16 protein-coding genes are annotated in these 14,579 nt (G+C 43.0%); 6 read left to right on the forward strand and 10 right to left on the reverse strand.

The window, feature by feature from the left end:
* Positions 1-11: 11 nt before the first annotated feature.
* From trxA to DM09_RS08420, 7 genes are read right to left on the reverse strand one after another with little or no spacing between them, the layout of a single operon-like run.
* Positions 12-386, reverse strand: coding sequence for a thioredoxin (trxA, locus tag DM09_RS08390; protein ID WP_038249881.1), 375 nt, complete (start codon positions 384-386; stop codon positions 12-14).
* Positions 387-445: 59 nt separating this feature from the next.
* Positions 446-2,401, reverse strand: coding sequence for a transglutaminase-like domain-containing protein (locus DM09_RS08395; protein WP_038249884.1), 1,956 nt, complete (start codon positions 2,399-2,401; stop codon positions 446-448).
* Positions 2,398-3,798 (reverse strand): DUF58 domain-containing protein, encoded by a 1,401-nt coding sequence (locus DM09_RS08400; RefSeq protein ID WP_038249886.1) that lies wholly within the window; start codon positions 3,796-3,798, stop codon positions 2,398-2,400. The genes DM09_RS08395 and DM09_RS08400 overlap by 4 nt, the downstream gene beginning before the upstream one ends.
* Positions 3,799-3,807: 9 nt before the next feature.
* The gene (locus DM09_RS08405) at positions 3,808-4,731 is read right to left on the reverse strand and encodes an AAA family ATPase (protein ID WP_038249889.1); all 924 of its coding nucleotides are present in this window, start codon (positions 4,729-4,731) and stop codon (positions 3,808-3,810) included.
* A gap of 46 nt (positions 4,732-4,777) precedes the next feature.
* A complete protein-coding gene (locus tag DM09_RS08410; protein ID WP_081881166.1) occupies positions 4,778-6,916 on the reverse strand; it encodes a SulP family inorganic anion transporter in 2,139 nt (712 codons plus the stop codon).
* Positions 6,917-6,976: 60 nt separating this feature from the next.
* Positions 6,977-7,558 carry an NUDIX domain-containing protein gene (locus tag DM09_RS08415; RefSeq protein WP_038249895.1) on the reverse strand — a complete coding sequence of 194 codons (582 nt, stop codon included), beginning with the start codon at positions 7,556-7,558 and terminating at the stop codon, positions 6,977-6,979.
* 15 nt (positions 7,559-7,573) lie between these two features.
* A complete protein-coding gene (locus DM09_RS08420; protein ID WP_038250217.1) occupies positions 7,574-7,996 on the reverse strand; it encodes a secondary thiamine-phosphate synthase enzyme YjbQ in 423 nt (140 codons plus the stop codon).
* A gap of 91 nt (positions 7,997-8,087) precedes the next feature.
* Between DM09_RS08420 and DM09_RS08425 the strand changes: the two genes are divergently transcribed.
* From DM09_RS08425 to DM09_RS08435, 3 genes are all read left to right on the forward strand, one after another.
* On the forward strand, positions 8,088-8,420 hold the full coding sequence (locus DM09_RS08425) for a type II toxin-antitoxin system RelE/ParE family toxin (protein WP_038249898.1): 333 nt from the start codon (positions 8,088-8,090) through the stop codon (positions 8,418-8,420).
* 1 nt (position 8,421) lies between these two features.
* Positions 8,422-8,709, forward strand: a complete 288-nt coding sequence (gene nadS / locus DM09_RS08430; protein WP_038249901.1) for a NadS family protein — start codon at positions 8,422-8,424, stop codon at positions 8,707-8,709.
* Between the two features lie 175 nt (positions 8,710-8,884).
* Positions 8,885-9,739, forward strand: a complete 855-nt coding sequence (locus tag DM09_RS08435) for a YDG/SRA domain-containing protein (RefSeq protein WP_038249905.1) — start codon at positions 8,885-8,887, stop codon at positions 9,737-9,739.
* A gap of 173 nt (positions 9,740-9,912) precedes the next feature.
* Here the strand turns inward: DM09_RS08435 and DM09_RS08440 are convergent, their stop codons facing one another.
* Both DM09_RS08440 and DM09_RS11415 read right to left on the reverse strand, forming a co-directional pair.
* Positions 9,913-10,833, reverse strand: a complete 921-nt coding sequence (locus DM09_RS08440; RefSeq protein ID WP_051938331.1) for a lysophospholipid acyltransferase family protein — start codon at positions 10,831-10,833, stop codon at positions 9,913-9,915.
* A complete protein-coding gene (locus tag DM09_RS11415; protein ID WP_081881167.1) occupies positions 10,833-11,003 on the reverse strand; it encodes a Trm112 family protein in 171 nt (56 codons plus the stop codon). Before DM09_RS11415 ends, DM09_RS08440 begins: the two co-directional genes overlap by 1 nt.
* Positions 11,004-11,157: 154 nt before the next feature.
* On the opposite strand from DM09_RS11415, the gene DM09_RS08445 reads away from it, so the two are divergent.
* The 3 genes from DM09_RS08445 to DM09_RS08455 are packed head-to-tail and all read left to right on the forward strand — an operon-like array spanning position 11,158 to position 13,392.
* Complete coding sequence (locus DM09_RS08445; RefSeq protein ID WP_038249908.1) at positions 11,158-11,766, forward strand: MotA/TolQ/ExbB proton channel family protein; 609 nt, start codon at positions 11,158-11,160, stop codon at positions 11,764-11,766.
* On the forward strand, positions 11,763-12,176 hold the full coding sequence (locus DM09_RS08450; protein ID WP_038249910.1) for an ExbD/TolR family protein: 414 nt from the start codon (positions 11,763-11,765) through the stop codon (positions 12,174-12,176). The genes DM09_RS08445 and DM09_RS08450 overlap by 4 nt, the downstream gene beginning before the upstream one ends.
* Position 12,177: 1 nt before the next feature.
* Positions 12,178-13,392, forward strand: coding sequence for an aspartate kinase (locus DM09_RS08455; protein ID WP_038249912.1), 1,215 nt, complete (start codon positions 12,178-12,180; stop codon positions 13,390-13,392).
* Positions 13,393-13,721: 329 nt separating this feature from the next.
* On the opposite strand, the gene DM09_RS08460 is transcribed toward DM09_RS08455, so the two are convergent.
* Positions 13,722-14,360, reverse strand: a complete 639-nt coding sequence (locus tag DM09_RS08460) for a pyrimidine 5'-nucleotidase (protein WP_232507791.1) — start codon at positions 14,358-14,360, stop codon at positions 13,722-13,724.
* Between the last annotated feature and the right edge of the window lie 219 nt (positions 14,361-14,579).

Raw genomic sequence — 14,579 nt, forward strand, 5'->3', positions numbered from 1 at the left:
TTAAAGTTGTACTATGCTTTCTTTTCTGCTTGCTCTTTAGCCACTGCAGCCCGAACTTCATCCATATCCACTTCTTTGATTTGTTTCACCAAATCTTCCAATGCATTTTTAGGCAATGCGCCTGCTTGTGAAAAAATCACAATATTCTCACGAATCACCATCAACGTCGGAATAGAACGAATATTAAACTGCGCCCCCAATTGTTGCTCAACTTCTGTATTCACCTTGGCAAACATCACATCGGGATGATTCTTAGAAACTTCTTCATATGTTGGCGCAAAAGCTTTACATGGTCCACACCAAGGTGCCCAAAAATCAATAATAGTGATAGCACTATTACTTACCTTTTCTTCAAAATTTGCTGCTGTTAAATCCACTGTTGCCATCACTGCTCTCCTGTTAATATATTATCATATGCTAATATATAAGGCTTTGTTTTTTTAATTCAACCCCTATCTTTATATTGCGCACAGAAAACTTTGATATCTTGTATATAAGCCTGATATTCTTCTTGCATCACATCGCTCAATCCTGCTGCTGCATAATGCTGAATATCATGCAGCCTTGCCAATTGATACCATTTTCCCGCTTCAATTCGTACCAACCACTGCTGTACAGTCTCCCCATTTCTACGCCCTAAACCAACCATGGCTAAAGCTTGCTCTATTTTCAACCAATCTTGAGCCTCTTTTTCCACTGTCTTTGCATCTGCATGTTGCTTTGTTTTCACCCTTCTTAACACCCGAATCGTAAGGTAACCAAATAAGATACTTAGCAATATATACCACCATTGCTTATCAATTTCGCTATCGCCATAGCGCCACTTTTTAAACTGAAAACGAATATCTGAAAACCAGTCCCAAAGCCCTTGAAACTGGCTTTGCTTCGCATTTTCAATGCTGAACCAATTTGGTGGTGTATTATCAATATTTATCCATGTATCATCAACTTTGGCAACCGCCCAAGCATGGGCATCACGCCCACGCACAAGATATAAATCTTTATCAGCATCATATTCTGACATGCTAAATCCCACCGCATACCGCGTAGGAATACCCAAAGCTCGCAGCAGCAACACCGTCGCCGATGCAAAATATTCACAATGACCTTGTTTATCCTCAAGCAGAAAAGATGAAAGCGGTGTTTGGGCTGATTGTTGGCTGATTTGTAGCCATGTGGTGTAAGTATATTGCTGCAAAAAATATTGGTGTAAAACTTTAATCACCTTTTCTACACCATATTTATTTTTAATCTCATGCAAATCAAGCATGGCGACCACCTTAGCGACTGCCTCTTTTTCATTCTTAGGAATATCCAAGTCACTTCGTTGTACTTCACCCCTTAGCATAAACTTATGAACATCTTGATAAAAAACATCATAAGCAGCAAAAGGCGGTAAACCTTGTATCTCCACCCTTTGCCCCTGCCGAATGCTTAAACTTTTCACATCAAGCTTGGCAATAGCAAGCGTGTTCATGGGCAAAGCCAATACATGTTTATCACCATCAAAACTTTGATAAAATGTTAAATGCGAAGTACCAAGCTCTCCTTCATACAATTGCCATCTCTCATGGATATAAGGAATATTAATATCCTTCCATCCACCACCAAACCATGTTTGCCCACGGTAACGCTGGTAAGTACCTTCCAATAACAACATCGGCTCGCTTCGTTTTTTTTCACTTTTTACACGAAACAACACACTATCGGATAATTGTAAGCGCCCCACTTCACCAATGGCTGTGCTGCCCTGATGTCCATCGTTATAACTGAGCAGCCACGCATTCATTTTGGCTTGCAAGCGCATTTGTAAATCTTGCATACCATAAACAATGCCCATGCCCATCACTTCAGCGAGCAAAAATATCGCAATCAATAGCAAAACATAACGTGTTTGTTTGTAATGCTGTTGAACAAGTATAAAAGCAAGTAATAATGCAGAGATACCTGTAAAATAAACCCAACCTTGGTGCACTGTTGCCCCTGCACTTAATAAACAAACAAAGATAAACAAGACCGATACATCAAACCAAGTCGGTTGTATTACATGTTTACGCTGAAAAAATAATAAAGCACTGCTAGGTACAAGATGCTGTTTATACAAATATTGCAAGAGCAACAAAGGTAATAAAGCCAAAGGCAAAAGACGTATGCTAGGCAAGATAGCTTTAGAAGCATTGTCATCCAACCAATAAAACACAAAGACAGCTGCAATAATTAACCCACATAAATTACCGATTTGATAAAATGCATTGTATTCAAAGTTATATTGCCCACGTTTGATATATGCGCCGCATAACAACAAACCCAGCAAACCTGCCAGCCACAAAACATCGGTTAACCAACCCCAAAATAATAAGGAAAACAGCGTGAGTATAAACATCAATAAAGGCTGTTTCATGATTGCCAAACCAATGCATCCAAATCTTGTTGAATGCGCCCCATGCGTAAGCCAAATACATGCTCACTGCGGATAAGTTTTTCATCCGAGCCCTGTATCACCAACACCAAACAAGGCACGGATAAAGCTAATAATTGTTGCAATAGTAATTGTCTGGACGCATCCCAAGTGGAGGCAATTAAAACACAGCCATTTAAACGTTCTGCTTGCTGCAATAGCATTTGCGACAAACCTTTAAAATCACCTGCACATGGTTGTAGCGTTGCTAAGCTTTCCAACATTTGTTCAGCATGAGCAATGGATCTGCCTGTAAGTGTATGTTCTGCTTTGCCTTGTTCACCAACAAACAACAAGTCTAACAACATCTCTTGCCCATGTTCATCCATTGCAAAACCTGCTGCAACTGACACCGCTTCTTCAAGCTTTGCCCAATGTTTAGAGCTGACAAAATTATCCACCACCAATGCTGCACGCGAAAAGTATTCTTCCTGATAATTTTTCACCAATGGCGTTTGTAAACGCGCAAGACTAGGCCAAAACACGCGTCGTAAGGCATCTCCTGCCTGATATTCTCGCAAATGACTAAACTCTTCAGCATCACCCATATGCGAAGCTTGTGCAACGCCCCCCTGCTGAAATGCCCGCTTACCACCCCACATCAAATCATGGGGTAAACGATATGCTTTGGGTAACACAAGCATGCGATTAAAGACATCATGCTCTTCAAACGAGTACACCAAACCCAAAGGTTCAGCCAAACGCAACCTCAGCTTGCTCAAATGAATATACCCCCGCCGCATAGGGGTTAATGCCATTGTGATGGTCTTGCTTTGCCCCGCTTGGATATGCCCGATGGTTTCAGGTGTAAAGATTGCCCCACGCAACCAATCTTGTAACCAAACAAAGCGGTAGAACCCTGTGTGTCTATCATACCAATTTCGCTTTTCTTCATTGGGCTCTCTCATATTGATAAACTGTAAAAGCGTAGGTTTATATTGCGGTAATCGCTCTGTAATGCTCAGTTTATATACATCTTGAGCTGAAGTATTAGCTATAAAAACACGGTATGTTATGGCTGTATCCACTGTGGCGAACTTGGGCACATCCCGATGCATTTCAAAACATGGTTTACGCTTTACAGCGCTTTTCAGCCACACCACCAATAATGCCATCAGCAAAAGTGCAACCAGCAAAGCAAACAATTGGTAAATGGATGATAATTTAATATTGGCACCCAATATTAAGGTAAGCAATATCGTAGCAGCCACAGCCAAACCTAAGCTTGATAATCGTTGCTTAAACTTATCACTCCAAAATGTAATGCGGCTAAGCCCTTGCAATAACCAAGCACGATAACGAAGCTGAAAGCCTTGTACCAAACCTTGCCATCTATTCATCTGGCACCATCACTGTGGGATAACAAGCTGCTCCAATATTTCTGCAACTACATGAGATGCATTCAGCCCTGCATATTTAAGCTGAGGCTCCAATACTAAGCGATGTGCAATCACAGGGCTTGCTGCCTCTTGCACATGATCAGGTGTGATAAAATCTTGCCCATCCATCAATGCCAAGGCTTGAGAAATTTGTTTTAACCCTAGCGAAGCACGCGGGCTTGCACCAAGCTTCACCCCTTCATGACTACGGGTACGCTGTACAATATCCACAATATAGCCTTTCATCGCATCGCTGATAAACACCTCAGCAACAGCTTGTTGCAACTGCAATACTTCCTCAACACTGACCACAGGCTGTAAGTTATGCAGTGGGTGTAAAGTTTGTTTGTCCAACATTTCAATTTCTTGCGCTTTGGATACATAACCCAAGGCAAAAGACATCATAAAACGGTCAAGTTGTGCTTCAGGCAAAGGATAAGTGCCATGAAATTCCACTGGATTTTGCGTTGCCATGACAAAAAACGGGGCTTCTAACTTGCGTGTTTTCCCTTCCACACTTACTTGGTATTCACTCATGGCTTCCAACAATGCCGACTGGGTACGCGGGCTAGCGCGGTTGATTTCATCAGCAAGTAAGATATGGGTAAACACAGGACCTGCACGAAATTCAAAGTCTTGCTGTTGTTGTTTATACACCGATACCCCCACAATATCACTGGGCATCAAATCAGGTGTAAATTGAATGCGTTTAAAGTCTGCAGATACGGATTTTGCCAAGGCTTTGGCGAGTGTTGTTTTTCCTGTGCCGGGCAAATCTTCAAGCAACACATGCCCACCTGCAACAAAACTTGCCAGCAACCAGCGAATAGCATGCTGCTCATGTTGAATCACTTGTTGGATATTCACTTCAATTTTTCGAATCAAGTTTTGCACGCAAGCACTCCATTAAAGCCATATATTTTCAACAAAAAGCATCACTTTATGAAGCTAACCTACGAAGCTCAGCATCTGCCATGCGTAAATTTTCACTCATATCATGCCCCAAACGCATCAAAACACGCATACCCAAATCGGCATGTTGCGCACAAAGTTTTTTTAGCTGTTTATGTTGAAAAACAGCCACTTCACCACCCACAATGACATGCGCATCAGCAGAGCGTTCTCCGGGTTCTAAAAAAGCAATCTCACCCACCGTCATCCCAGGACCAAAACTGGCAAGCCGTAGCTTTCTTTTCTTAGCATAAGGTAATAATATTTCAATTTCACCGCGCAAAATGACAAACAACTCTTCCCCAAAATCCCCACTATGAAAAAGAAAGTCTCCTTTTTTTATTTTTTTTGTTTTAAAAAATGGGTGTAAAATTTCTCGTTCTTTTGCATTAAAAACAGACATCAACTCCGTTTCATCCAAACTCACTGCGTGGTTCTCCTCTGTGGAAGTACCACAAAGCCCTTTTAACAATTCACTCTCTGCGTATTCTAAAGCTCTGTCTGAGTCTGCAAAGGCACGCAGACGTGTTTTTTTATGATAAGGCACCAAGCGTTCATGCCTATGTCCCTCGCGTTTTACCAAGCCCATACTTTTGGGAACATGCGCCAGAATCAGCTCGCCGCCTCGGTCATGCATCATGCCATTCATGTGTTCAATCAAACGCAGTGCAGTTAAATCCACCTGATTGACACCACGCATATCCAAAATAATATATTTAGCACGCTTTAAATCATTTGCCATAGTGTCAAACAAGTGATCTGTTGTACCAAAAAACAATGTACCTTTAAGGTTATAACCCACAATACTTTCGGCATGACTTGTCAAACATTTGCATTCTTTTTTAATTCTACGTCGCAATGATGTACGCTCACCAACTGTCCAACGCCGTTGAATCACTGCCGATTGCACTTGTGTTCGAATAAATTCAATAGCTGCCAATAAAATACCCAAACCAACAGCAACCATAAGGTCATAAGACACCGTAACCCCTGTAACAACAACGGCAATTAGACCATCAATTCTCGCTTGTGGAGAAGCCAACCAACGCGGAATATCTTTATCCAACATGCCAAAGATAGCGACATGAAGAATAATACCTGCAAATACACTGATGGGTAAGATGGCTGCAATAGGTCCCATAAATAAAATAAGTAACAGCATGCCAATGCCTGTCACCAAACCTGTCCATAATCGACCACCGCTTTGAATGGCAACCAAGGTTGCCCCGGTTGTACCAGCGCCAGCCATACCCCCAGCTAAAGCACTCAACATATGCCCTGCACCCTGCCCCATCAGTTCGCGTTGGGCATCATGACGTTCGCCTGTGGATACATCGGCAATCACTGCCGTGAGCAAGGTATCTAAAGATGCCAACACCGCCAAAGCTAGTGCAGAACCCGCCATAAGCAGCCAAGGAAAATCGGCACTGTTTTCTAAACGAATACCAAAATGTAAGTCGGTAATACTTGGCAAACTACCTACCACCCAAAATGATGGAGTGATATGCCCTTGTATCAAAGAAAAAGCATGGAATGCAAGTGTGCCAGCCACCAAACCCAAAATTGTACCGGGAACTTTTTTAATCCATCGCGGCAACCACGCCATGCTTGCCAAAGTGATACCTGCCGCTGCCATAGGCACCCAAGCTCCTTGGGCCATGGTTAAATCCGAATCTCCACCCAAAATAGACGATGATTGCGACATAATCATCAAAATCGCCGAGCCTGTCATAAAGCCTGAGACCACGGGGTATGGAATAAATTTAATCAAGTGACCTAACCTAAGCCCACCAATTATGATTTGAAAAAGACCTGCCAAGGCAACGGTTATCAGTGTCGCCGTCACCAGCGCATCCCCCATAAGCCCTGTTGCAGCAAGTGCTGCTATTGCACCTGACAATAAAACCAAGGTTGGTCCTGTAGGAGCTGCAACCAAACCAGAAGTACCCCGAAATAAACCCGAAGCAATACATAAACATGCTGCTGCAACCAAACCTGACATGGCTGCTGCTGCTGGATCATTGGTATAAGGCGACCATAGGGTAATACCAAAAGCCATCGCTTGCGGCAATACCAACGCCGAAGCTGACAAACCACCCCACACATCACCCATTGGAATTTTCTTCATACTAAAGCTTACGACCTAGCACCACGATATTCAATACCGTATGATACAAACCATACTGATTTAGCATCCAACCACGCCATCAATACCAAAAGCTAAAACCACTGCTAGCATGGGTGCACCTGAATTAATTTGCCCATTTTTCACCATGGCTACAGCCTCTTCTCGAGGTACCCAAAAGCTGCGAATATCTTCATGTTCATGTTTCAAACCACCACCTGCCGCCACGGGTTTATCCTTATCCACATAACCCAAATACAACAACAGTGATTCCGATGTGCCGCCTGGTGATGCATAATATTTACCCAAATATTTGATGTCATACGGCTTATAACCTGCCTCTTCGATAGACTCACGAACCGCACAAACCTCTGCATCTTCACCTGCATCCAACATGCCCGCCACCACTTCCGTCATCCACGCATCATCCCCACGCGCCGCAGGCCCCACACGAAACTGCTCAATCAACAGCACTTCATCACAATATTTATCATACAACAGAATAGCAACCGCATCACCGCGCTCCAAAAGCTCGCGGTTAACCGTAAACGATCCACCAGCAAAGGTGTCATGCTCAACCTCAAGCCCCTCAAACTTAAAAAAGCCCTGAAACAACGTATTCTTTTTAAGGATTTTATATTTCATTCGCCCAAAGCCCCCCTATTCACCAACAAGGTGCAGCAACACATGTCTACGCATCGGCATATACCTATGCTCATACAAATACACAGCCTGCCAAATGCCCAAAGCCGCTCGCCCCTGAACCACTGGGATATTCAACGACACATTGGTCAGCGCCATGCGAATATGGGCAGACATATCATCATCCCCCTCATCCCTGTGCAAAAAATCAGGATGCCCATCTTGCACCAAATCATTCATAAAGGTTTCCATATCGGTGAGCACATCAGGGTCAGCATTTTCTTGAATGATGAGGGAACAACTGGTGTGTTGCACAAATAAAGTCACTTGCCCCGTTTGAATGCCTGTCTGCCCAATCCATGATTGCATATCGCGGGTGAAGTTGGTGAAGCCACGCCCATTGGCGTTGATGGTTAAGGTTGTTTGCGCTTGTTTAAACATAAAACCAAGCATGAAGTATTATCGTCAATCTCTCAACCATCAAACCAAACAACATTGACAAGCTATAAGCCATTGGATTACACTTGTCTTTATGCAGACGATTGTCGAACTACCTGAATTTCTGAAAAGATCAGAAAAAACACTTAGTGATGAAGAAAAGCAGAGTATTATCAATTATTTGGCAGCACATCCCGCAGCAGGTGTTGTCATGCAGAAAACAGGTGGTATTCGCAAACTTCGATGGTCTGCACAAGGCAAAGGAAAAAGTGGTGGTGTTCGCATCATTTATTATTACCACAATACATCCATGCCGCTATTTTTATTAACGCTGTTTGGTAAAGGTGAGAAAGCCAATCTATCCACAGCAGAATGCCAAGAGCTTGCGAAGCTAACTTCGCTACTCAAGAAAAGTTATGGAGAATGATATGAATGAAGCAATGAACAGTATTCAACAAGGTTTAAACGAAGCATTGAACTTTGCCAAAGGTAAACAAAGTAAAGCAGTCGTGCATGACTTTTCACCCATTGATGTAAAAAATATCCGCACCCAAATTGGCATGTCACAAAATGAATTTGCCTCTGCATTTGGCATCAGCGTCAGCACACTTCGCCATTGGGAACGCGGCGACAGAAAACCGCAAGGCCCTGCATTGGTGTTGCTCAATGTGGTTGCTAAAGAACCTCAAACTGTGCTCAGAGCTTTGGCGAACTAAGACTAATCACATTGACACCCAAGCCAACAAACGACAAACTATCAGCCACAAACATTATTAACTTCCTTGTTTGTGCTTTAATATCCAATAGCAGAGAATTTTTGGGCGTATAAGGGAGCGTAATAGATGGAATTTGAAGTCATGCTATTACCAAGTTATGCATATAAGGATCTAAATGCGCACTTTCGGTGAAATAAATGGAGTTAGTCCAGGCGATATCTTTGATAATAGAGAGACTTTAGCTAAAGCTAAAGTTCATCCTCCTTTAGTTGCAGGAATAAGTGGTGGTAAAAACGAAGGTGCTGATTCTATCGTACTTTCTGGCGGGTATGAGGATGACGAAGATTTTGGTGACATTATAATCTATACAGGCGCAGGAGGCCAAAAGAATGGTAACCAGGTCTCAGATCAAGAGCTAGATGGTGTAAACCTAGCTTTAGCTAAAAGTAAAATAGAAAACCTTCCTGTCCGAGTAACTCGTGGACATAAACATAAACACGAACTAAGTCCAGTAAAAGGTTACCGCTATGCAGGACTATATAAAGTAGAAGATTACTGGTACGAAACAGGTAAGTCGGGTTATAGAGTTTGGAGGTACAGGTTAATTGTTCAAGAGGGTTCGCCTGCTGACTGCATAGTAAAAGAGCCAACTGATGAATATGATGCACCAGGTAGAAAACCATTAACGGTCAATCGTATTGTAAGAAACTATCAAAAAGCTAAGAATGTAAAATCTTGGCATAACTACAAATGCCAAGTATGTGGGATAGCAATTGGAACTAGCGCTGGTTTTTACGCTGAAGCAGCCCATATTAAACCTTTAGGCGAACCACATAACGGGCCAGATATAGAAGGCAACCTTTTGTGTTTATGCCCTAACCATCATGTTATGTTTGATAATGGTGGCTTTGCTATAAGTGATAATTTAGAGCTAATTGGTATTAAGGGTAAACTTAGAGTCGTAAAAAAACACCTCATCAATATCGACTTTATTAAATACCATCGAGAGCATTACCATAAAAATGTATAACAAAAAAAATCGAGAGGGACGTGCTAACGCACGCCCTCATTTAGGGCGTTAGAGTAAAAGTCGTACTAGAAATAAGTAATTCAAAATATTCAAGTTCAAGGCATAAGCCGAAGGATATAGCAGCGCTATTTCCGAGGTAAAATAACGCGAAAGTTGGATGTTTTGGGTTGCTGTCAGGGTGCGCCGTGAACGACTTGTGTCATGTTGTCATCTGTTTCAACCGCCCGCCACCGTCTATGCATCCACAACCACTGTTCAGGGTTCTCTTTAATCACATCATCAAAACTCTTACACGCTGCAGTCATAATCAAAACCTCATTGGTGGCTTTATCGTCTGTGAGTTCAGGGCAAGGCACATCCCAAAATTTGAGGGTGAACTTAAAATCATTGTTTTGACGAACCAATGCCATGCCAATCATAGGCACACCTTTGGCAACGAATGGTGCGGGCAGATGCGATGTGCTGGCGATATGCCCTAAAAATGGCACTTTGATGCCGTTGCCTGCGCCCATGTGTTGGTCTAGAGCGGATACGATACAGTGATTATTTTTTAAGGCTTTGAGCAGCCAACGTACACCTGTATTTCGTGAATAAAGATGTGTACCAAAGCGAGAACGTGAAGCCAACGTATAAGCATCCAATGGTTTTTGATTGAGCTGGCGGTAAATCATGGAGGTTTGATAACCCATCATCGCAGGCATCAAACCCATCAATTCCCAGTTGCTAAAATGCGAGGCAAGCAGAAACACGCCTTTTTGCTGCGCCAAAGCATCAGTGAGCACATCTTTGTTTTCAATCTCAACATGCGCCAACAAATCTTCACGACTTTCTGAAAACACATAAGGAATTTCCATCAAGGTGCGACCCATTTGTTTGAATGCTTTTTTGGCAATTTTTTTGCGCTCTTTTTTGGGCTTTTCGGGGAAAACACGGGCAAGGTTTCTTAGGGCAATGTTTCGGTGCCGTTTGTCCAATGTGTAATACAACCAACCCAACACATCACCCAAGGCATGCATAATGGGCATGGGCACTTTGGCAAGCCCGCTAAAAAGAAGGCGTGTCCAAATGGGTACTTTGATGGTCTCCTTAGACATTAATCAGCCAAAGACTTTGCCTCATCAATCAACATCACTGGAATATCATCACGAATTGGGTATTCCAATTTGCATTTATCACAAGTTAGACCCGTTTTATCGGCATTATACTGCACCTCACCTTTACACTTGGGGCAAGCTAAAATCTCAAACAAACCTTGGTCAATCATGAAAAACTCCATTAAACACTAACATATCTGGCGCAAGCATAACCTTGATAGAGGCATACGAAAACAAAAACAAACATGATGATTGCAGCATAAAGAAGCCTGCCTATACTTGCGCCAGCTTTATCCCTATTTTTTATGCAAAGGTGGTTGTTTGATGTACGAATTTATTTCTCAAGGCGGCGCAGTGATGTACATCCTGATTGCCACTTCGCTTCTTTCACTCACAATAATTTTTGAGCGCTTGTGGAGCCTTCGCTCATCGGTTGTAATTCCTGTGAAAAAGATAAAAAAGGTTGAAGAAGCCGTGCGTGAAGGTAATGCTGAACAAGCCTTAGAATTATGTAAAAATAGCAACACTGCCATGAGTCGAATCCTTTGGGTGGCACTGAAAAACCGTGGTGTAAAACGCAGTATCATGAAAGAGATTTTAGAAGAAGTGGGCAGACAAGAAGTTGCCCACCTTGAGCGGTTTGTTGGCATTTTGGCATTAATTGCTGCCATTGCTCCGCTTTTGGGTTTATTGGGTACAGTGATTGGGATGATTGAAGTGTTTCAAGTGATTTCTGTCGAAGGTGTAGGTAAGGCTGACGTGTTGGCATCAGGTATTTCTAAAGCATTGAATACCACTGCCGCAGGTATGTCAATTGCCATCCCTACGCTGGTTGCCTACCGCTTCTTCGAAGCCAAAATCAACCGTTATGTGGTAGATATTGAGCAACATGCTTTGTATTTCGTTGATTTGCTCAAAGGCGAACGTGAATGAATTTACGCCCAAGACAAAAACGCAGCGACTTAATTGTTGATTTAACACCCATGATTGATGTGGTATTCCTCATGTTGATTTTCTTCATGGTCAGCACAAGTTTTACTGCCAATAACAGCATCAAATTGGATTTACCCCAAAGCAAGGCGCAAGCAGCCAATAAAGAAGAAAAACAAGTAGTGATTAGCATCAAAGCTGATGGGCAACTTTATGTGCAAGATGAGCGCGTCAAAGATGCCGATTTACGCCGTCGTATTCTGAACATCACCAAAGGTGACCCCAATATGCGTGTTGTGATTCGCGCTGATGCCGACGCTAGACACAAACGTCTGGTATATGCTTTAGATACCATTCGTGAATTGGGTATGGGTAAAGTTGGTATTGCCACAGTACCGTTAGGCGGAAAATAAGATGAGAATTGTACAAAAATTTGGTGGCACTTCTGTGGGTTCAATCGAACGCATTCAAGCCACTGCTAAAATCATCAAGGGTGAATTGGATAACGGCAATGAAATTGCTGTGGTGGTCTCTGCAATGAGTGGTGAAACCAACCGCCTGCTACATCTCGCCAATAGCATGAATGACAACCCACCCATGCGTGAAGTGGATGCTTTGGTTGCCACAGGCGAACAAGTCACCGCTGCATTGTTGGCGATTGAGCTGCATAAACTTGGTGTATCAGCTTATTCATTCAGCGGCGCACAAGCTGGTTTTAAAACTGAAGGCAGCCATAGCAAAGCACGCATTAAAGCTGTGCAAAGTGACCACCTGATTCAACACATGGAAAAAGGCAGTGTACCTGTCGTCACGGGTTTCCAAGGCGTGGATGCCAATGGCAATACCACTACTTTGGGGCGCGGTGGCTCTGATACTTCTGCGGTGGCACTCGCCATTGCCGTTAAAGCTGATTCTTGTGATATTTATACCGATGTGGACGGGGTTTATACCACAGACCCTCGCATAGAACCCAAAGCCCGAAAAATGGACAGCATCAGCTATGAAGAAATGCTGGAGTTTGCATCATTGGGTGCAAAAGTATTACAAACCCGAAGCGTGGAACTCGGCATGCGCTACAACATGCCGATTCATTTGCGTTCAAGCTTTGATTTGGTGCAAGGCACAATGGTTACAAGAGAGGATTCAAACATGGAACGTGCAGAAATTTCAGGCGTTGCTTACAACCGCGATGAGGCAAAAGTCACCATCAAAGGAATCCCCGACCAACCAGGCATTGCTGCTGCAGTTTTTGGTCCTGTTGCGGATGCTGACATCAATGTCGATGTGATTGTACAAAACATCTCCGAAGATGGACAAACTGATTTAACATTTACCGTACCCCGCAGCGATTACGATGCAACCATGGCTTTATTACAAACACTGTGTGATAAAATGAAAGCGCGTGAAGTGATGGGAGATAATACTGTCGCTAAAGTGTCGATTATTGGTGTAGGTATGCGCTCACACACGGGTGTTGCCAAGAAAATGTTTGATGTACTCGCCCAAGAAAACATCAACATTCAAATGATTACCACCAGTGAAATCAAAGTAACTGTGGTTTTAGAAGAAAAGTATGTAGAGCTTGCCGTGCGCGCATTGCATGAGGCTTTTGCTTTAGACCAAGTTTAACTTCTTTTTTCACCACAAAGACCACAGAGAACACGAAGAAAAAACGTGAACGTATCAGCAATCAATCTCCCTTTGCTAATCTGCGCCGAAGTGTCTTACAGCAAAAGGATTGGCGCAGTAACACGCGCCCTTTTGATGTAAGTGTAAACAAAGGAAACGAGCAGATTCTAAAAGGCAGCTTTTTGGTTCGGGGCATCCTCCCCTCAGGGCAAGCCCCGCCCTAAAGTGCGCCCATATCTGCTGTCCATGCAGATATGGGGTTCGTTTTTGGCTGCCCAAAAATGAACATAAAGACTTCAACTCTAAGTATCTAACAAGGTATCAAAAAACTACTTCACTAATAAATCAACGAACGATTCTGCTGCAATATCCCAATCATGCTTTTGTTGGTGTGCATCCGCATGAATCCACACTGTTTTTGCACCCGCTTGTTTCGCCACAGCCAAATTATCCTGCATATCATCAATCACCACCACATCTTTCGGTTGCACCCCTTCGGCTTCACAGAGCTGATAAAACGTATCCACGCATGGTTTGGGCGTATATTGGTTAAAACGAATATCATAAATTGCAGCAAAACAATCCCAAATGCCCAATGCCTTCAAAATCGTTTCGGCATGTTCTGTTGTACCGTTGGTATGAATCACTTTCCGTTGTGGAATCGCTTGCAAGACATCACGCAGCTCATCATGCGCTGATAACAACTCATACGCATTCACATCATGGGCTTCCAATAAAAAAGGCTCAGCCTCATGCCCATGATGTTGCATCAAACCTTTAAGCGTTGAGCCATATTGTTTCCAATATTTCACCCGCAACATATTGGCTTCTTCTCGCCCTACATCAAGCTCACGCTGAATATAGGTTATCATCTTCTCGTCCATACGCGCAAACACGCCATTATCTGCCGCATACAAGGTGTTGTCCAAGTCAATAACAGCCAATTTAAAATCTATCGTTGAAAGCATGGCAGCAAACTAATCTCCCAACTTAAAATTCCCATGTTTTTTGTTTCTGCTAACTCATTGGTGTCTAATGGAGTCTATGAACACGCTATACTTGACTCCCCCCCTAGCAACTAAGCTGCCAAATTCGGCATGTTTTTCTTGGGAGGGCAACAGTGTGGTCAATCAACGCATCCAAACAACATTTCTTTTTTTCATCTTGTTTGCATGGCACAGCACTAG

This window comes from Ghiorsea bivora (assembly GCF_000744415.1).
GTDB classification, from domain to species: Bacteria; Pseudomonadota; Zetaproteobacteria; order Mariprofundales; family Mariprofundaceae; genus Ghiorsea; species Ghiorsea bivora.

Coding starts and splice junctions, on each gene's coding strand:
- trxA (WP_038249881.1), bottom strand. CDS start 386: ATGGCAACAGTGGATTTAACAGCAGCAAATTTTGAAGAAAAGGTAAGT.
- DM09_RS08395 (WP_038249884.1), bottom strand. CDS start 2,401: ATGAAACAGCCTTTATTGATGTTTATACTCACGCTGTTTTCCTTATTA.
- DM09_RS08400 (WP_038249886.1), bottom strand. CDS start 3,798: ATGAATAGATGGCAAGGTTTGGTACAAGGCTTTCAGCTTCGTTATCGT.
- DM09_RS08410 (WP_081881166.1), bottom strand. CDS start 6,916: ATGAAGAAAATTCCAATGGGTGATGTGTGGGGTGGTTTGTCAGCTTCG.
- DM09_RS08415 (WP_038249895.1), bottom strand. CDS start 7,558: ATGAAATATAAAATCCTTAAAAAGAATACGTTGTTTCAGGGCTTTTTT.
- DM09_RS08420 (WP_038250217.1), bottom strand. CDS start 7,996: ATGTTTAAACAAGCGCAAACAACCTTAACCATCAACGCCAATGGGCGT.
- DM09_RS08425 (WP_038249898.1), top strand. CDS start 8,088: ATGCAGACGATTGTCGAACTACCTGAATTTCTGAAAAGATCAGAAAAA.
- nadS (WP_038249901.1), top strand. CDS start 8,422: ATGAATGAAGCAATGAACAGTATTCAACAAGGTTTAAACGAAGCATTG.
- DM09_RS08435 (WP_038249905.1), top strand. CDS start 8,885: ATGCGCACTTTCGGTGAAATAAATGGAGTTAGTCCAGGCGATATCTTT.
- DM09_RS08440 (WP_051938331.1), bottom strand. CDS start 10,833: ATGTCTAAGGAGACCATCAAAGTACCCATTTGGACACGCCTTCTTTTT.
- DM09_RS11415 (WP_081881167.1), bottom strand. CDS start 11,003: ATGATTGACCAAGGTTTGTTTGAGATTTTAGCTTGCCCCAAGTGTAAA.
- DM09_RS08445 (WP_038249908.1), top strand. CDS start 11,158: ATGTACGAATTTATTTCTCAAGGCGGCGCAGTGATGTACATCCTGATT.
- DM09_RS08450 (WP_038249910.1), top strand. CDS start 11,763: ATGAATTTACGCCCAAGACAAAAACGCAGCGACTTAATTGTTGATTTA.
- DM09_RS08455 (WP_038249912.1), top strand. CDS start 12,178: ATGAGAATTGTACAAAAATTTGGTGGCACTTCTGTGGGTTCAATCGAA.
- DM09_RS08460 (WP_232507791.1), bottom strand. CDS start 14,360: ATGCTTTCAACGATAGATTTTAAATTGGCTGTTATTGACTTGGACAAC.